Source organism: Streptomyces sp. NPDC031340 (genome assembly GCF_055569945.1).
In genome coordinates this window covers 33,030-51,411 of sequence record NZ_JBVIIE010000064.1, presented here as the reverse complement: position 1 = coordinate 51,411, position 18,382 = coordinate 33,030, and the positions used below count along the sequence as shown (strand labels likewise).

Annotated in this window: 14 protein-coding genes; 7 read left to right on the top strand and 7 right to left on the bottom strand. The window is 70.1% G+C overall.

Annotated elements, in window-relative coordinates:
* Nucleotides 1-109: 109 nt before the first annotated feature.
* From ACZ5GT_RS34600 to ACZ5GT_RS34585, 4 genes are all read right to left on the bottom strand, one after another.
* On the bottom strand, nt 110-1,234 hold the full coding sequence (locus ACZ5GT_RS34600; RefSeq protein ID WP_469034364.1) for a GuaB3 family IMP dehydrogenase-related protein: 1,125 nt from the start codon (nt 1,232-1,234) through the stop codon (nt 110-112).
* Nucleotides 1,235-1,354: 120 nt separating this feature from the next.
* Nucleotides 1,355-2,857, bottom strand: a complete 1,503-nt coding sequence (guaB, locus tag ACZ5GT_RS34595) for an IMP dehydrogenase (protein ID WP_469034362.1) — start codon at nt 2,855-2,857, stop codon at nt 1,355-1,357.
* 173 nt (nt 2,858-3,030) lie between these two features.
* Nucleotides 3,031-3,618, bottom strand: a complete 588-nt coding sequence (locus ACZ5GT_RS34590) for a sigma-70 family RNA polymerase sigma factor (RefSeq protein WP_108013267.1) — start codon at nt 3,616-3,618, stop codon at nt 3,031-3,033.
* A gap of 377 nt (nt 3,619-3,995) precedes the next feature.
* A complete protein-coding gene (locus tag ACZ5GT_RS34585; RefSeq protein WP_003948568.1) occupies nt 3,996-4,607 on the bottom strand; it encodes a response regulator transcription factor in 612 nt (203 codons plus the stop codon).
* A 380-nt stretch (nt 4,608-4,987) separates the two neighbouring features.
* Here ACZ5GT_RS34585 and ACZ5GT_RS34580 point away from each other — a divergent pair, with 380 nt between their 5' ends.
* Entirely contained in the window at nt 4,988-5,317 is a 330-nt protein-coding gene (locus ACZ5GT_RS34580) for a WhiB family transcriptional regulator (protein ID WP_351893959.1), read from the top strand.
* Between the two features lie 134 nt (nt 5,318-5,451).
* Here ACZ5GT_RS34580 and ACZ5GT_RS34575 read toward each other — a convergent pair whose 3' ends face one another.
* Entirely contained in the window at nt 5,452-6,348 is an 897-nt protein-coding gene (locus tag ACZ5GT_RS34575; RefSeq protein ID WP_351893961.1) for a LysR family transcriptional regulator, read from the bottom strand.
* A gap of 81 nt (nt 6,349-6,429) precedes the next feature.
* On the opposite strand from ACZ5GT_RS34575, the gene ACZ5GT_RS34570 reads away from it, so the two are divergent.
* From ACZ5GT_RS34570 to ACZ5GT_RS34560, 3 genes are all read left to right on the top strand, one after another.
* The gene (locus tag ACZ5GT_RS34570; RefSeq protein WP_469034360.1) at nt 6,430-7,098 is read left to right on the top strand and encodes an MOSC domain-containing protein; all 669 of its coding nucleotides are present in this window, start codon (nt 6,430-6,432) and stop codon (nt 7,096-7,098) included.
* A gap of 97 nt (nt 7,099-7,195) precedes the next feature.
* Nucleotides 7,196-7,969, top strand: a complete 774-nt coding sequence (locus ACZ5GT_RS34565; RefSeq protein ID WP_360749067.1) for an SDR family NAD(P)-dependent oxidoreductase — start codon at nt 7,196-7,198, stop codon at nt 7,967-7,969.
* A gap of 111 nt (nt 7,970-8,080) precedes the next feature.
* Nucleotides 8,081-8,770, top strand: coding sequence for an ester cyclase (locus tag ACZ5GT_RS34560; RefSeq protein WP_469034357.1), 690 nt, complete (start codon nt 8,081-8,083; stop codon nt 8,768-8,770).
* Nucleotides 8,771-8,891: 121 nt separating this feature from the next.
* On the opposite strand, the gene ACZ5GT_RS34555 is transcribed toward ACZ5GT_RS34560, so the two are convergent.
* The gene (locus tag ACZ5GT_RS34555) at nt 8,892-9,779 is read right to left on the bottom strand and encodes an AraC family transcriptional regulator (protein ID WP_469034355.1); all 888 of its coding nucleotides are present in this window, start codon (nt 9,777-9,779) and stop codon (nt 8,892-8,894) included.
* 231 nt (nt 9,780-10,010) lie between these two features.
* Between ACZ5GT_RS34555 and pglW the strand changes: the two genes are divergently transcribed.
* From pglW to ACZ5GT_RS34540, 3 genes are all read left to right on the top strand, one after another.
* Entirely contained in the window at nt 10,011-14,423 is a 4,413-nt protein-coding gene (gene pglW, locus ACZ5GT_RS34550) for a BREX system serine/threonine kinase PglW (protein ID WP_469034354.1), read from the top strand.
* A 97-nt stretch (nt 14,424-14,520) separates the two neighbouring features.
* Nucleotides 14,521-15,882, top strand: coding sequence for an AAA family ATPase (locus ACZ5GT_RS34545; RefSeq protein WP_469034351.1), 1,362 nt, complete (start codon nt 14,521-14,523; stop codon nt 15,880-15,882).
* Nucleotides 15,836-16,468 (top strand): RloB family protein, encoded by a 633-nt coding sequence (locus ACZ5GT_RS34540; protein ID WP_469034347.1) that lies wholly within the window; start codon nt 15,836-15,838, stop codon nt 16,466-16,468. The genes ACZ5GT_RS34545 and ACZ5GT_RS34540 overlap by 47 nt, the downstream gene beginning before the upstream one ends.
* A 1,074-nt stretch (nt 16,469-17,542) precedes the next feature.
* Here ACZ5GT_RS34540 and ACZ5GT_RS34535 read toward each other — a convergent pair.
* Complete coding sequence (locus ACZ5GT_RS34535; protein ID WP_469034345.1) at nt 17,543-18,370, bottom strand: hypothetical protein; 828 nt, start codon at nt 18,368-18,370, stop codon at nt 17,543-17,545.
* Nucleotides 18,371-18,382: the final 12 nt, after the last annotated feature.

The following is an 18,382-nucleotide window of genomic DNA, read 5'->3' as shown; positions in this document are numbered from 1 at the left end:
CCCCCCCCCCCCCACCCCCCCCCCCCCCCCCCCCCCCCCCCCCCCCCCCCCCCCCACCAACCCCCCCCCCCCCCCCCCCCCCCCCCCCCCCCCCCCCCCGCCGTGCGTGCTACCGCCTGTGCTGGGAGTCCGCCACCGTCACCTCGACGCGCTGGAATTCCTTCAGCTCGCTGTAGCCGGTCGTGGCCATGGCCCGGCGCAGCGCGCCGAAGAAGTTCATGGAGCCGTCGGGGGTGTGCGACGGGCCCGTCAGGACCTCCTCGATGGTGCCGACCGTGCCCAGGTCGACCTTCTTGCCGCGCGGCAGCTCCTCGTTGACCGCCTCCATGCCCCAGTGGTGGCCCTTGCCGGGCGCGTCCGTCGCGCGGGCCAGCGGGGAGCCCATCATCACCGCGTCGGCGCCGCAGGCGATGGCCTTGGGCAGGTCGCCGGACCAGCCGACGCCGCCGTCCGCGATCACGTGCACGTACCGCCCGCCGGACTCGTCCATGTAGTCGCGGCGGGCGGCGGCCACGTCCGCCACCGCCGTCGCCATCGGGACCTGGATGCCCAGCACGTTGCGCGTGGTGTGCGCGGCTCCGCCGCCGAAGCCGACCAGCACACCCGCGGCGCCCGAGCGCATCAGGTGCAGGGCCGCCGTGTACGTGGCGCAGCCGCCGACGATCACCGGCACGTCGAGTTCGTAGATGAACTGCTTCAGGTTCAGCGGCTCGGCCGCGCTGGAGACGTGCTCCGCCGAGACCGTGGTGCCGCGGATGACGAAGATGTCCACGCCCGCGTCGACGACCGCCTTGGAGAACTGCGCGGTGCGCTGCGGGGAGAGCGCGGCCGCGGTGACCACGCCCGAGTCGCGCACCTCCTTGATCCGCGCGCCGATCAGCTCCTCCTTGATGGGGGCGGCGTAGATCTCCTGGAGGCGGCGGGTCGCCACGTCGGCGTCCAGCCCGGCGATCTCGTCGAGCAGCGGCTGCGGGTCCTCGTACCGCGTCCACAGGCCCTCGAGGTTGAGCACACCGAGACCGCCGAGCTCGCCGATGCGGATCGCGGTGGCCGGGGAGACGACCGAGTCCATGGGGGCGGCCAGGAAGGGCAGCTCGAAGCGGTAGGCGTCGATCTGCCAGGCGATCGAGACCTCCTTCGGGTCCCGCGTACGGCGGCTGGGGACGACGGCGATGTCGTCGAAGGCGTACGCCCGGCGGCCGCGCTTGCCGCGCCCGATCTCGATCTCAGTCACGTCTGTGGCCTTTCCCTGATGCGTTGCAGCCCTTCCAGTATCGCCGACGGGCACGACAAGGGCGGCCCCGGATGTCCCGGGACCGCCCTCGGAGTGCCTCACGCATGCGTGCCCAGTGCGTCACGCCCTGCTGTAGTTCGGCGCCTCGACCGTCATCTGGATGTCGTGCGGGTGGCTCTCCTTCAGCCCCGCCGACGTGATCCGCACGAACTTGCCCCTGGCCTGCAGCTCGGGGACGGTCCGGCCGCCGACGTAGAACATCGACTGGCGCAGGCCGCCGACCAGCTGGTGGACGACCGAGGAGAGCGGGCCGCGGTAGGGCACCTGGCCCTCGATGCCCTCGGGGATCAGCTGCTCGTCGGAGGCGACGCCCTCCTGGAAGTAGCGGTCCTTGGAGAACGACTTGCGGTCGCCGCGGGACTGCATGGCGCCCAGCGAGCCCATGCCGCGGTACGACTTGAACTGCTTGCCGTTGATGAACAGCAGCTCGCCCGGCGACTCCTCGCAGCCGGCCAGGAGCGAGCCCAGCATCACCGTGTCGGCGCCCGCGACCAGGGCCTTCGCGATGTCGCCGGAGTACTGCAGGCCGCCGTCGCCGATGACCGGCACGCCGGCGTCCTTCGCGGCCTGCGCGGCCTCGTAGATGGCGGTGACCTGCGGGACGCCGATGCCGGCGACGACGCGGGTCGTGCAGATGGAGCCGGGTCCGACGCCGACCTTGATGGCGTCGGCGCCCGCGTCGACGAGCGCCTGGGCGCCGTCGCGGGTGGCGACGTTGCCGCCGATGACGTCGACGGAGGAGTTCGACTTGATCTTGGCGATCATGTCGCCGACCAGCCGGGAGTGACCGTGCGCGGTGTCGACGACGATGAAGTCGACGCCCGCCTCGATCAGCGCCTGGGCGCGCTCGAAGGCGTCGCCGGCCACACCGACCGCCGCGCCGACCAGCAGACGGCCCTCGGCGTCCTTGGCGGCGTTCGGGTACTTCTCCGCCTTGACGAAGTCCTTGACCGTGATCAGGCCCTTGAGGACGCCCTCGTCGTCGACCAGCGGCAGCTTCTCGATCTTGTGCTTGCGCAGCAGCTCCACGGCCTCGACGCCGGAGATGCCGACCTTGCCGGTGACCAGCGGCATCGGCGTCATGACCTCGCGGACCTGGCGCGAACGGTCGGTCTCGAAGGCCATGTCGCGGTTGGTGACGATGCCGAGCAGCTTCTTGTTGCCGTCGGTGACCGGTACGCCGCTGATGCGGAACTTGGCGCACAGCGCGTCGGCCTCGGCGAGGGTGGCGTCCGGGTGCACCGTGATCGGGTCGGCCACCATGCCGGACTCCGAGCGCTTCACCAGGTCGACCTGGTTGGCCTGGTCCTCGATGGAGAGGTTGCGGTGCAGAACGCCGACACCGCCCTGGCGGGCCATCGCGATCGCCATGCGCGACTCGGTGACCTTGTCCATGGCGGCGGACAGGAGCGGGATGTTCACCCGCACGTTCTTGGAGACGTACGAGGCGGTGTCGATCTCGTCGGGTGCCATGTCCGACGCGCCCGGCAGCAGCAGCACGTCGTCGTAGGTCAGCCCGAGTGTCGCGAATTTTCCGGGCACTCCGTCGACGTTGGCAGTCATGACACCTTCCCCAAATGGCCTTGCTCGGTGCGGATGTCCATGCTAACGGGAAGCTCGGCTGTCCCATTCCACGGTTTGAGGCCCGCATGGGCTTCGTATGTTCGTATGTTCCTACGGGAGCGGCTCGTCTTTTCCTACGGAAGTGGCGCACCGCCTGTTCAACTGAGAGGCGCCTACTGCTCGGCGAGGGCGCGCAGCCGGCTCAGCGCCCGGTGCTGCGCGACGCGCACGGCTCCGGGTGACATTCCCAACATCTGGCCGGTCTCCTCGGCCGTGAGGCCCACCGCGATGCGCAGCAGCAGCAGTTCCCGCTGGTTCTCGGGCAGGTTGGCCAGCAGTTTCTTGGCCCACTCGGCGTCGCTGCTGAGCAGCGCGCGCTCCTCGGGGCCCAGCGAGTCGTCCGGGCGCTCCGGCATCTCGTCGGACGGGACGGCCGTCGAACCGGGGTGCCGCATGGCCGCGCGCTGCAGGTCGGCGACCTTGTGGGCGGCGATGGCGAAGACGAACGCCTCGAAGGGGCGCCCGGTGTCCTTGTAGCGCGGCAGGGCGAGGAGGACGGCGACGCAGACCTCCTGCGCCAGGTCCTCGACGAAGTGGCGCGCGTCGCCGGGCAGGCGGGACAGCCGGGTGCGGCAGTAGCGCAGGGCGAGGGGGTGGACATGGGCGAGCAGGTCGTGCGTGGCCTGCTCGTCCCCGTCGACGGCACGGTGGACGAGCGCACCGATCGCCCCCGCGGCGCCCGCCGCCTCGTCCTCGCGCATCGGTCCATGGTGCCTTGCGGCCGCGCGGTCCGCGGCACCGCGCCCGATGTTGTGCACCGAAGCGTTATGAGCAGGTGCGCCGGCACTCATCCCCTGCGCCCTCCCCTTCCGCTCGACCGACTCGTCCCCGGAAGACTCCACATCTCAAGGATGCGGCATCCGCGCCGAAACGAGCAGCGGGCACCCGGCAGCCCCCCTCCGCGCAGCGGATTCGAGGAGGTGCGGACGCGTGCCGCGCGTCCGGACTCCCTCGAGTCGCCCCGCATCGCCCACCCGGCGGCAGGCGGGGGTGTCCGTGCCCCCGCTGCTGTGCACGGGGTGTCCTGACGGACTGCTGTGCACGGCCTGTCCTGACGGACTGCTGTGCACGGGGTGTCCTAGCGGACCAGACCCCACCGGAAGCCGAGCGCCACGGCGTGTGCCCGGTCCGAGGCGCCGAGCTTCTTGAACAGCCGGCGCGCGTGCGTCTTGACGGTGTCCTCGGAGAGGAACAGCTCTCGGCCGATCTCCGCGTTGGACCGGCCGTGGCTCATGCCTTCCAGCACCTGGATCTCACGCGCGGTGAGCGTGGGCGCGGCGCCCATCTCGGCGGAGCGCAGGCGGCGGGGGGCCAGACGCCAGGTCGGGTCGGCGAGGGCCTGCGTGACGGTCGCGCGCAGCTCCGCACGCGAGGCGTCCTTGTGCAGGTAGCCCCGGGCGCCGGCGGCGACCGCGAGGGCCACGCCGTCCAGGTCCTCGGCCACGGTGAGCATGATGATGCGCGCGCCGGGGTCGGCGGACAGCAGCCGGCGCACGGTCTCGACGCCGCCCAGTCCGGGCATGCGCACGTCCATCAGGATCAGGTCCGAGCGGTCGGCGCCCCAGCGGCGGAGGACTTCCTCGCCGTTGGCCGCGGTCGTCACGCGCTCGACGCCGGGCACGGTCGCGACCGCGCGGCGGAGCGCCTCTCGGGCGAGCGGGGAGTCGTCGCAGACGAGGACGGATGTCATGGCCGCCCTCCGCAGCTGATGCACGTCACCTTGAGCCTCCAGGCTGGTACGAATCGTCACCTGTGCGGTCGACCGGCTCGGACGCCTGCCCGAGCACTTGCGGTGCCAACCGCCTCCGCCTTCTCAACGACGGTCACTCGAAAGAGTTACGGGGCCGTGTGCCATCTTCGGCACTCTACGTGAGGGGCCGGACACGTTGGAGACATGCGCGAGGGACTCACCACGTTTCGCCGCGCACCATGCCCCATTCGGACCCTTTTCTTCCCATCTCCAGGTGTCTGCGACTAGATTCGCAATGAGTCATATTTTCATCTCCTTAGATCGTAGTTGTGCGGTCATCGCCACCGTATCCGCTCAGAACGGCTACAAGGGGTCATGTAATGGCAGATTTCTCCCGCCTTCCCGGACCGAACGCGGACCTGTGGGACTGGCAGCTCCTGGCCGCCTGCCGCGGAGTGGACAGCTCGCTCTTCTTTCACCCTGAGGGTGAGCGCGGTGCGGCCCGGAGCGCTCGTGAGAACTCGGCCAAGGAGGTCTGTATGAGGTGCCCGGTCCGCGCGCAGTGCGCGGCGCACGCGCTTGCCGTGCGCGAGCCGTACGGCGTGTGGGGCGGCCTGACCGAGGACGAGCGCGAAGAACTCATGGGAAGGGCGCGCAACCGGCTGGTATCGGCGTCGGCGACCGGCGGGGACAGCGTCTCGAACAACTGAAGGAACGTTTCTGCAAGGAAGGCACGATGGGTACGCGTACGCGTGCCCATCCTTTTGTCCCCCGGTGGCTCGCCCCGGCCACCGGAACCCGGCCACCGGAACCCGCCCACCGGACCCCGCCCACCGGACCCCGGCTACCGGACGGCCGCGTGCGCGAGCTGGTCCAGCGTGGCCGCCACCGCCGGCACCTGTGCCAGGTCCGGCAGCGTCAGCGCGACGATCTCCCGCCGCACCGCCGGCTCCAGCGTCAGCACGCGCGCGTGCCGGGGCCGTACGGCCTCCAGCGCGAGCTGCGGCAGCACGGCCACGCCGAGGCCGGCGCCGACCAGGCCGACGACCGCCGGATAGTCGTCGGTGGCGAAGTCGATGCGCGGGGTGAATCCTGCGCTCTCGCACACCTCGACCAGCTGCCCGCGGCAGCGCGGACAGCCGGCGATCCACGGCTCCGCGGCGAGCTCGCCGATGCCGACGGACTCCGCGCCCGCGAGCCGGTGCCGCTCCGGCACCAGGCCGACGAGCCGGTCGGTCAGCAGCGGCCGTACGACGAGGTCGTCCCACTCCTCCGCGCCCGGCGCACCCTCGTACCGGAAGGCGAGCGCGATGTCGCAGTCGCCCTGGCGCAGCAGTTCGACCGACTTCGGCGGCTCGGCCTCCTCCAGGAAGACCCGGGTGCCGGGATGCGCGGCGCGCAGGGCGGCGAGCGCCGTCGGGACGAGGGTGGAGCTGCCGCTGGGGAAGGACACCAGCCGCACGCGCCCGGCGCGCAGCCCGGCGATCGCGGCGACCTCCTCCTCGGCGGCGGTGAGCCCGGCGAGGATGCCGCCCGCGTGCCGGACGAGCGCCTCTCCGGCCTCGGTCAGCCGCATCTCGCGCCCGCTGCGGACGAGCAGCGGGGTGCCGACCGACGCCTCCAGGGCCTTGATCTGCTGGCTGACGGCGGGCTGGGTGCAGCCCAGCGCGCGCCCCGCGGCGGAGAAGGAGCCGGTGGTGGCGACGGCGCGCAGTACACGCAGATGACGAGCCTCGAGCACACCGCCGAGGATAAGCGGTCCTTTGGCCGGGCGCCGAATAATGCGTCGCCGCTTTGGCCCCGCTTCGCCTACCGTGCGGTCATGGAGCTTCTGTCCGTCAACGTCGGCCGGGCGCGGCCCGTGCCCTACACCGACCAGCCGCAGGGGCTGACCGGCATCGACAAGCGGCCCGCGGAGGGGCCGGTGCGGGTGGCCGCGCCGGGACCCAAGGGCGTGGGGGCGAGCGGGCTCGCCGGGGACGCGGTGTGCGACACGCGCCACCACGGCGGCGACCACCAGGCGGTGTACGCGGTGGCGCGCGAGGACCTCGACGACTGGGAGCGCGAGCTGGGGCGGCCGCTGGCGAACGGCGCGTTCGGCGAGAACCTCACCACGCTGGGGCTCGACGTGTCCGGCGCGCTGATCGGCGAGCGCTGGCAGGTCGGACCGGAGGTGGTGCTGGAGGTGACCTGCGGGCGGATACCGTGCCGCACCTTTCAGGGCCATTTGGGTGAGAAGGGGTGGGTGAAGCGGTTCACACTCAAGGGTGCGCCGGGGGCGTATCTGCGGGTGATACAGCCCGGCGAGATCCGCGCCGGCGACCCGGTCGAGATCGCGCACCGGCCCGGACACGACGTGACGGTGGCCCTGCAGTTCCGCGCGGTGACGACGGAACGGGCTCTGCTGCCAAGGCTGTTGGCGGCCGCGGACGCGCTGCACCCGGAGTCGGTGGAGGCGGCGCGGGCGTACACCGCGCGGCAGCAGACCTGACGAGCCATCAGTGATCGCCCTCTTCGCGGGTGCTTCACCACCGCCGGGACCTGTGCAGACAGCGGACTCGCGCGGTCCGGGTAACTACGCTTGGGCCATGACAACGGCTCTGATCACTGGAGCGACCGCGGGCATCGGCGCCGCGTTCGCACGTCGGCTGGCGGCCGACGGGCACGACCTGGTGCTCGTGGCGCGCGACACCGAGCGGCTGCGCGAGCAGGCGACCGAACTGCACGACCGGCACGGCATCGAGGCGGAGGTCCTGACCGCGGACCTCGCCACGGACGACGGCATCGAGGCGGTGGCCGCCCGGCTGTCCGACCGCAAGAACCCCGTCGACCTGCTGGTCAACAACGCCGGCTTCGGCAACAAGGGCCGCTATCTCGACGTGTCGATGGCGGACGAGCTGAGGATGCTGAAGGTGCACTGCGAGGCGGTGCTGCGGCTGACGTCGGCGGCGGCGGAGGCGATGCGGGAGCGGGGGCGCGGCGGCGTGGTCAACGTCGCCTCGGTGGCCGCCTTCGTGCCGCGCGGGACGTACGGGGCGTCGAAGGCGTGGGTCGTGCAGTTCACGCAGGGTGCGGCGAAGGACCTGGCGGGCAGCGGCGTACGGCTGATGGCGCTGTGCCCCGGGTTCGTGCGCACGGAGTTCCACCAGCGGGCCGGGATGGGCACGGACAACATCCCGAACTGGATGTGGCTGGACGCGGACAAACTCGTCGCGGCGGCGCTGGCGGACCTGGCGCACGGGAAGTCGCTGTCGATCCCCGATCCGCGTTACAAGGCACTGATGGGCCTGGTGAAGGTGACGCCCCGGGCGCTGCTGGGCGGAATCTCCTCCAAGACCGGTCGGAAGTACGGCCCCCAGTGACCGGGCGCGGGTACGGCCCCCAGTAGCGACCGTCCGGTAGCGACCACGGCGACCGGTGGGAAGAATGGTGCTGTCCGACCGGGCCGGACCCAGGGGGCCGGAGGCGGCACCATGACCTTCGTACAGCTCATCGACTGCCGGACCAGCCGGTTCGACGAGATGAACCGGCTGATGGACGCCTGGGTCGAGAAGACCGGGGGCGAGCGGACCGCGACGCACGCGCTGATCGGCAAGGACCGGTCGGACGCGTCGCACTTCGTCGAGATCGTGGAGTTCCCGTCGTACGAGGAGGCGATGCGGAGCTCGGGGCTCCCGGAGACCGGCCGGATCTTCCGGGAGATGGTCGCCCTCTGCGAGGACGTGCCGACGTTCACCGGCCTGGACGTCGTCCGGGACGAGCAACTCGACCTCGCGACGGCGCGGCGGTTCTTCGCCGAGGCCGGGCGGGCCGACGCGGAGACGTTGTTCGGGCGGTTCACGGACGACTACGCCGGCCACGATCCCGCGAACCCGCGGGAGACCGGGCTGGGGGCGGCGCGCGAGGAGTACGCCGGGTGGCGCCGGGCCTTCGAGTTCTCCTTCACGGTCGAGGACCAGATCGCGCAGGGCGACCGGGTGTGCACGCGCTGGTCCTGGCACGGCACCCACCAGGGCGAGTTCCTGGGGATCACGGCCACCGGTCAGCAGGTCGCCATGACCGGCACGACGTGGCACCGGTTCCGGGACGGACGGATCCGCGAGAGCTGGTGGAGTTACGACCGTGCGGGACTGCTGGAGCAGTTGGGGGTACTCGGGGAGTAGCCCGCGAAGGGGGACGCCCCCGCCCGGTGCATTGCTGCAGCCGGAGCGGGGGCGTCATCCGGTCCCGGGCCGACAGAGGCGGTCGGTCGGTTTCGGCGCCGACCAGGCCGTTTCTTTCCGATCAGCTGATCGTCGGCTTGACCGTGGTGCGGGTCACCGGGATCCACAGCTGCGCGTCGGACTGCTCCGGGTCGTGCCGAGTCGGGCGGGCGCGCAGGATCTCCGGTCCCGGACGGTACTCGTACGGGTTGGACGGCATCCACTGGGCGGCGACGTCACCCCACATCTGCTGCAGCGCCTGCGGGAACGGCCCGGTGTTCTCGAACACGGCCCAGGTGCCAGCGGGGCAGTCCAGCACGTCGAGGTCCTCGGGCAGCTCGGCTGCCGTCGTCACCACGGCGTGGTAGTAGTCGAGTTCGCTGCCCTCCTCGAAGCCGTCCGACAGGCGCACGGTCGCCGATACCACGCCTTCCGGGTCCTGGTCCGAGAGACCGGCGATCCGCTGCATCGTCTCCGGCGGGATGCTCCGGATGTGCTCGGCGATGTGCGGGTTGGCGCCGTGGTAGATCAACGGGACCCGGGCCTTCTTGCCGACGACCCGGAATGCTTCCTTCTCCACGATGCGGTATCGCATGGTGCTGTTCCCTTCGACGGTGAGGCGGAAGGACAGCCGGGGCTGCGAGTTCAGGGCCGCGCCGGTACGCCTGGCCTCGCCCGGACCGACGCCGTGCACGGCGCGGAACGCCCGGGCGAATGCCTCCCCCGAGCTGTAGCCGTAGCGGACGGCGATCTCCAGCAAGGTCGGTTCCCCGGCCAGCACCTCCGCCCCCGCGACGGTGAGCCGCCGGCGTCGGACGTACTCCGACAGCGGCATCCCCGCCAACGACGAGAACAGCCGCCTGAAGTGGTACTCGGACGTGACCGTGATCCGGGCCAACACGGACGCCTCTATGGGCCCGTCGAGGTGATCCTCGACGTACTCCATCGCCTGGTTCAGCCGATCCAGCAACTCCGGCCTCCTTCCCTTTCGATCACCGACGTTAGGAAGGACCGACCCTGCCGCACCCGACATCCTGTGCCCGCTCCGGTCGGGTGCCGCAGGCCTCCGTCCACGGCCGGCATGGTCGGATTGTCGGAGGCGCCGACTAGGATTCTCGGTCTGTCCCAATGGAGTCGGCCCCGTGTGTCTCTGGCCGGGGCCCCCTTGCTGTTCAGTGCCGTTTCCGTCCGGAGGTGCTCGGTGCACGCTGTCCCCAAGCCGACGGCTCCTGCTCCGCGAGAGCGCTGGTTCCAACCACGGCGATCGGGCTTCCGGTGGGAGCAGGAGGGCCTGGATCACCTCCGGGCGCTGATGCCGAAGACAGAGCCGTATCGTGCGTGGGCGACCTTCCAGTTCACGGGGGCTTCCGGGCGCATCAACGAGTGCGACGTCCTGATCGCCGTTCCCGGTGGGCTGTACCTGCTGGAACTGAAGGGGCATCCCGGCCGCGTCGTCAATCACGGTGACACCTGGCAGTTCCACGGCGACCGGGTACGCACCCTCCGCAATCCGCTGCACCTGACCGACCTGAAGGCCAAGGAGCTGAAGGGTCAGCTCGAACGGGCGGCCCGCGCGCTCGGCATGGATCCGCGGCAGGTCCCCTTCATCAAGCCCGCCGTCTTCCTTCACGACCCGGCGCTGGTGAGCGAACTGGACGAGTTCCAGCGCACCTCCGTCTACGGCCGCAACGACGGGGCGAGCGGTCTGCCGAAGGTCTGGGACGACCTGCTGGGCCGTCCGCCGGAGCGGGAGAGCTGGCGGATCACACCGGTGATCAGCCAGCGCCTGGAACAGCTCATGCAGCGGATGGGCATCAGCCACTCGACGGCCCACCTGCGTTTCGGCGACGACTGGAAGCTCGCCCCCCGGGCCCTGGACGCTGGTCCCGGCTGGGAGGACCGGCTGGCCGTGCGGGACGACGGTCTGGTTCAGGAGAGCGGCCGTGTCCGTATATACCTGGCCGGTGCCGCCGCGTCGGACGAACAACGGGCGAAGCTGGACCGTGCGGCCCGCCGCGAGTACCAGGTGCTGCAGGGCATCAACCATCGCGGCATCGTGCAGGCGGTGCAGATCCGCGAGCACCAGGGCGGACCGGCCATCCTGTTCCGCCACCGGGAATCCGACCTGCGACTGGACGCCTACCTCGACGCGTACGGCGGCCTGCTCACCCCGCTGGTCCGCCTCGATCTGGTCCGTCAGCTCGCCGAGGCCGTGCGCTACGCGCACAACCGGTCCCTCTACCACCGGGCACTGTCGGCGCGGTCGGTCTACGTCACGGCCCGCGAGGACGGCAGTGACCCGGTACTGCGCATCGCCGACTGGCAGACCGCGGCCCGTGACTTCGAGACCACTCTCCATTCGCTGGGTGACACGCCCCTGGACACGGGTCTCATCGCGGACACGGCGCAGGTGTACCTGGCGCCGGAGACCGACCAGGAGTTCGCCGATCCCGTCGACCTGGACGTGTTCGGTCTGGGTGCGCTCACCTACCTGCTGCTCACCGGCCGACCGCCCGCCGATCGCCGCAGTTCCCTCCTGGAGCGGCTGCAGGGCGACAAAGGGCTGCACCCTTATGCCGTCTCGGACTCCGTGTCGGCCGCCCTGGACGCCCTGGTGTTCCGGGCCACGGCCGCCGACGTGCGGGACCGTCCGGCGTCGGTCGACGAGTTCCTGGACCTGCTGGCCGCCGCGGAGACGGACGCGGCGGCTCCGCAGCCGTCCGGCCGGCCGGAGGCCGATCCCCTCACGGTGCAGCCGGGGCAGCCCCTGGACGGCGCCTGGACGGTGATCCGCGTGCTCGGCACCGGTGCGACGGCCCGCGCCCTGCTGGTCCGCCGCACCGCCGACGACGGTGGCGACGACTCCCTGCGTGTCTTCAAGGTCGCGCTGGACCAGGAAAAGGACGCCCGGCTCCTGGCGGAGGCGAAGGCGCTGAAGGAGGTGGGCGGCGGGCGCATCGTGAAGCTGCTCGCCGAGCCGCGCGAACTCGCGGGCCACACCATCCTGGAGATCGAGTACGCGGGTGGCTACCGCGCGGCCGACGACCGTGAGCCGGTCAGTCTGGGCTCGCGGCTGCGCGACCAGGGCCCGCTCGGCTACGACCAGTTGGAGCGCTTCGGCAACGACCTGTTCGACGCCCTGGACACGCTGGCGGCGCGCGGGGTGCGGCACCGGGACGTCAAGCCCGACAACCTGGGCCTGTTCAAGCGCAGCGACGGCTCCTGGCAGCTCATGCTGTTCGACTTCTCCCTGGCCGACGCCCCGGACCAGGACCTGCACGCGGGCACGCGGGCGTATCTGGATCCGTTCCTCGGCAGCGCCGGCCGCTCGCGGTACGACGACCACGCCGAGTGGTACGCCGCCGCCGTCACCCTGCACGAGATGGCGTCCGGGGAGCGGCCGGTGTGGGGCGACGGCCAGGGCGATCCGCGCATGGTGCCCGACGCGGAGCTGCACGTGTCGGCCGAGCTGTTCCCCTCCGCTCTCAGCGAGGGCCTGAAGGGCTTCTTCGAACGGGCCCTGCACCGGGACGTGGAGCAACGCTACGACAGCCTGCGGCAGTTGCAGGAGGCGTGGCGGCAGGTCTTCCGCACCGCGGACGCGGCGCGCCCGGCCACCACTCCCGCGACGGTCGGCATGAGCGCGGAGGATCTGGAGGAAGCACGGGAGCAGGCCGCCGAGGCCGCGGGCCTGGAGACTCCGCTCGCAGCCGCGGGCCTTTCCCCGCGGGCCGTAGCGGTGGCCGAGAGCCTCAAGGCCCACACGGTCGAGCAGTTGCTCAATATTCCGCCGCACCACATCGCGCGGGCACGCGGCGCCGGCAACGCGATCCGCAAGGAGCTGAACCGCCGCCACCGGCAGTGGACGCAGGCGCTGCGCCGGCGCGCGACCGTGCAGAGGCCGCTGACGCTCGCTCCGGACGCTCCGGAGGAGGTGCTGGAGTCCGTCGACACCTTGGCGGCGCGTCTGACGCCGCCGGAGGGCAAGCGCCGTACGCGGCCCCGCTCCGACGTCGTCCGTGCGACGCTTCAGCTCCCGGGTGCGCTGGAGACCGGCGAGGCGCTGGAGCCGTGGCCGGCGCAGAGTGCGATAGCGCAGACGCTGGGCATCAGCCAGCCGACCGTGTCACAGAACGTGCAGGTCGCGGTCGAGCAGTGGGCAGGACTGCCATGGCTGGGCAAGGTCCGCGACGAACTGGTGGCGATCCTGACCGACCGGGACCGGGTCTCGACGGCCGAGGAACTGGCGTCGGAGTTGCGGGCCCGGCACGGCGCCGGAACCGAGGATCCGGCCGAGGCCCAGGCCAAGGCGCTGGCGGTGGTGCGGGCGGCCGTCGAGACGGAGATCCGCAAACGTCCCGACGAAGCGCAGCCCGGCACGGAAGGGGAGCCGCCGCCCCGCCTTGCCGTGCAGCGCCGGGTCGGCCGGGTCGTCGTCGCGCTGGAGGACCAGCCGGGCGCCGACGAGCCGACGCCTGCGGAACTCGCCGACTACGCGGCCGAGTTGGGCCTGCGGGCGGCCGAACTGGCCGGGCGTGATCCGTTGCCCGGCCGGACGACGGTGCTGCGGGAGCTGCGCGCGGTGCCCGCCCCGGACGGCATGCCTCCGCTCGCCGACACCCGGCTGGTGGAGCTGGCCGCCTCGATGGCGCAGGACGTCGCGGTGTCCCCGCGGCTGGAGCTGTTCCCGCTCGGTCTGTCGCTGGCGCGTGCCCTGCGCATCTCGCAGGCGCCGGCGGGGGTCCGCCCGGAGACCGGGATCACCACCGCGGACCTGCTGTCCCGGGTCCGGGCGAGGTTCCCGGGCCTGGCCGTGCTGGACGAGACGACATACGTCGAGCTGGGCGAGGCGCTGACCGAGGCCGGGTTCCCGCTGGTCCACGATCAGGAGCGGCGGCGTTTCGTCCCGCAGCGGCCGAAGGACGGCACGGCCAGCCAGCCGGCGTTGTCTTCCTCGGTGCTGACCAGCACCGGCTCGCTGTACGCCGCCGCGCAGGGCAGCATCGCGGAGGGCCGGGACCCGCGCGAGGTGCTGTCCGCCCGGCTGGCGGACGCGCGGCGGCGGGGTGGGTTCCTGGCGCTCACGTTGAGGGGGGCGGAGCTGCCAGGGGTCGCGCCGGCGTTGGCGGAGCGGTACGAGGTCACCGCCGTGTCGCTGGGCGGGCTGTTCCTGGACGCCTTGAAGGAACTGGCCGAGGAGCAGTCGGTGCGCTGGCAGGCGCTGCTGAAGGCGGACGCCAAGTACGCGGCGACCGGCACGCTGGGCGCGGCGCTCGCCTCGTACACGCGGCTGGCGGCCGAGCGGGTCCGCCAGCGGGTGCTGGACCTCGCGGAGCGGTCCGGGCCGCGCACCGTCCTGCTGGTCCACGAGGCCGGGCTGATCGCCCGGTACTGGGAGGCGGGCGGCAGGGAACTGCTGGCGGCTCTGCAGCAGTCGGCGCGGCGGCCCGCGGACACCCCGCACGGCCTGTGGCTGCTGCTGCCGGCCGAGGACGCGCGGGCCACGCCCACGCTGGACGGCCGCACGGTGGAGGTGGTGGACCGGGCCAGCGAGTGGGAGGTGCTGGACGGACTCTTCCTGAAGAGCCTGCAGCCGGCCGGTTCACCCTCCTGATTGCCCGATTCAGCTTGCCAAGTGTCTTTACCGGCGATTCACTTGCACAGAATCGGGTGAGACTAGCCTGGCAGGATGCTTTCGGAAGGGGGTGCGCATGCTTCTCAACTTCCGGGTGTCAAACCACAGGTCGATCAGGGACGAGCTGGAATGGCAGCTCCATCCGGTGTATGACGGCGACCGGCCTCCGGGGACGTCCTGGCAGGCGGTGCCGGTGGCGGGCATCTTCGGGTCCAACGCGGCGGGCAAGTCGAACGTGGTGGACGCGCTGCGGTACATGGCGAACATGGTCAGGCGGTCTCCACTCATGGCGGAGGACGGCGAGGGCATGCGCAGGCAGCCCTTCTTGCTCGACACCGTGGCGCCCTCGGAGTGTTCCTGGTACGTCGCCGATCTCAACGTGCTCGGAGTCCGTTACGCCTACGGCTTCGAGGTCGATGACGAGAGCGTCCGCAGCGAGTGGCTGTACGCCTACCCCGAGGGCCGCAAACGGGTGGTGTTCGAACGGGACGGCGAGGCGTTCCGCGTCGGCAGCTCGCAACGCGACGCCAAGGCACTGCACACCGTGGCGGAGGTGACGGCGCCGAACGCGCTCTTCATTTCCATGGCTGCGCGCGCCAAAGCAGCCCTCACAGCGGTCGAACCCGTGTATCAATGGTTCCGCCGCGACTTGGTATTTGGCGGCCCCGCGACTGGTACGGCCTTTCGTGACCCGCACTGGCTTGCCAGGCATCTGGCCCAGCGGTTGAACATCGGCAGACAGGTTCCGCATCTCCGGGATCTGCTGCGCGCTGCCGACCTCGGCATCGAGGACTTCCGGATCGAAGTGGTGGACAAGGGTGTCCTGGCGGATGCGGGATCCTGGCAACTCTCCCTGGACATCAAGACAGGCGAGCCGATCTACGACGCACCGCCCAGACCTCGTTCCGTAAGGCATCACGAGCTCTGGCTACAGCACACGGGCAGGAGCGGGTCATTCGAGCTGCCTCTCTCCGCCGAGTCCCTCGGCACAAGAGTGATCGTGGAATACGCTCTCGCCCTGGAACGCGTGACGCGCAGCGGCGGTACCTTCGTCGTCGACGAGCTCGACAGCAGTCTGCACCCCCGGCTGAGCGCCTTCCTCGTCGGTCTCTTCCAGGACCCGGAACGCAATCCGCACGGGGCTCAGCTTCTTTTCACCAGCCATGACGCGAGCCTGCTCGGCCGGAAGGCGGGTGAGGACATCCTCAAGCGTGACCAGATCTGGTTCGCGTCGAAGAACGAGTTCGGGGAGACCTCGCTCTACCCGCTGTCCGATTTCCGGCCACGCTCGGAGGAGAACCGGGAGCGGCGCTATCTGAGCGGAAGTTACGGCGCGGTGCCGGTGATCGACGATAGTTTCGCGTTGGCGATTGCCGGGCGAGGGGGAGCGGGTGGCGAGACAGCCGAAACCGGACGGGCGGAAGACCCCGAGGCGTGAGTCCACACTCCGGCGCAGGCCCGCACACCGGGACCCACTGCCGCCGGTCCTGGTGGTCTGCGGCGCGAAGAACACGGAACCGGCTTACTTACGCGGCCTGTTGGCGTCCGTGGACAACCGCGCCGTCGACGTGAAGATCAAGATCTGTGACCAGGACCCGGTGTCGGTGGTGCGGCACACCGTGGGCGAACGCGACCGGGCCGGTGACCACTACCACCAGGCGTGGTGCGTCCTGGACGTCGACGAGTTCGCCCACCTGGACGAGGCCCTGCGGCTGGCCGCCGACGAAGGCGTCGAGGTGGCCCTCTCCAATCCCTGCTTCGAACTGTGGCTCCTGCTCCACCACCGCGACCACTTCGCGGAGATCGCCGGATACCCGCAGGCCGAGCGCCACCTGATCGCCCACCACCCCGGTTACAGCAAGGCGGCCCGCGAGTTCGACTTCCGCCGCTACCGCGCGGGGTGGCGGGACGCCGTCGAGCGGGCGAGGAAGCTCGCGAAGAAGGGCGAGGAGCCCAAGACGAATCCGTCGAGCGGGATGTGGCGGCTGGTCCGGGAGATCGTTCCGGCGCATCGGCAGGATTGATTCATCAACGCACTGTTGACCGGAGAGGGAGGGCAGTCGCCGTTCTGTCTGCGGCAACGAGGTGGTCACCGGGATCGCGCGGGACGAGCTGGCTCAGCTAATCCCGCTCACCTCCGCCGGCTCCTCGACCGTCAAGGTCGCGGCTCACCAGGGCAGGCAGCTCAAGATCTCCGGACCGAACGGGCAGTTGCCGCTGGTCTCGCGCGGCTCCTTTCCCGCCCGCATCCTGGATCAGCCTCGACTTGTCCCGCCTGGTCTGCCAGATGCAGGGCCGTGAGCTGCCGTGTTGCCCGACTACCAAGTGACCTCCGGAGCCGTGTGCGCAGGTTCGAATCCTGCCGCGAGTTCACGGCCCGGTTGGCGGAGATAGCCACCAAGGACCGTACGCCGCCGACCGGCGCGCAGACGAGATCCGGCCCCGCGCGGTCGAGCAGGACCTGGAGGAGATCCGCGAAGCGAAAGAGAAGGAGCGCACCGAAGCTCGCGCTCTGCGCTGCCCAGCAATTACCGCCCGGATTGCTCCTATGATCGTGGAGATTGTGGTGGCCGCAGCGGTCGCACAGATGGGACAACAAAAGGCATTATCAGGGATTGCGGTTTCGGCGCCTGCGAATATTCCATCGAACCGCTACCCAAAGAACACAGAGCACCGAAATTCCGAACAGATAGAAACTGTACGAAATATACCCAGCGCGGCGCACCAGGATGGCCGAGCTCACCCCTCCCAACGCTATCACCGAAATGCACAGGTTTTCCCAACCATACGTTCCGCTTTCCTCCGCTACGCGTGCTTCAAAATCTTCACGCCCCATCCGCTCGTATCGGTGCGCAGTCTCCAACGCCAGGACGATTTCTCGGTTATGGCGAGGGCGGGGCGGGGGGTGTGGTTGCCGGGCTCGCCGCACTTGTCGAAGCAATTCCGGCACAAGCGAAATAATGGCAACTGCCATAATGCGTAGGCGTCGCCAGCGAGACATTCGGGGCGGAGGAACTGGGTCCGGAGGAGCCGGGTCTGGCGGGATTGGATCCGGAGGGGTCGGGCCTGGGGGGCGACCAGCCATTTAAGCGATCCCTTCACTTCGCGAGGGCGAGGGTTGCGGCGAGCAGCCCGGCCACTGACTGCATCAGTACGACGTGTTCCACAATGAGATCAGTGGCCTGGGGGGCATCAACGATGAGTACGCCAAATTCTCGACTGCCAGCGGCGACCGCTACGGCGATAACGGACTTGTATTTGGGGCTGAACGGGTCGATTCGACTTACCAACCCGGTGGCCGCACCCACATGAAAAGGAGTTTTCGTTTCCAGAATGTCGTGCAGTAGATGGGATCCTGCAGCTCCGTCAATATCCGTCCGAGGGCCCGGCGACGCGCCGGCCCAGTCCTCCAGTTCAAACTCGTGCTTGGTCGGGTCTTTAAGCCGGTAATACGAGCAGCGAGCCCTGGGAAGGCCAGAGCTAGAATCTGGGTCAGCCGTAAGCACTGCTGCACCAGTCAGAACAGCTGTTCGTACCGTCGTCCATTGGGCAGCTTGAGTCATTGCCAGCGCTGGGGGTATTGGCGCTCCCGAGCTGGAGAAGGCAGCAGAATATTGTTGCGCCAATTCCCCCAGAGCCGTTGATAGAGGAAGGAGGGTGTTGTTGTAGGTGACGCCCAGCGTGCGCGCGGCGCGAGCTACTTGTTGGCGAGCTTTCTCTTTCTCTCGCTCGTTGAGTGCCGCGTCGGCGGCTGTGACAAGGACGACAACAAAGGCGGCGACACTGCCGAGTTGCAACATAAGTTCTTTATTGTCATAGTCGTCTTCTCCCGCCTTTACCGATGTGGCAAATACGGCGGCACCAAGGAAGCTGGAAAACAGCAAGAGGAGTGCTTTCGTCCAGTACCTCTTCATCCAGTTCTTCACATGCCCTCCGTC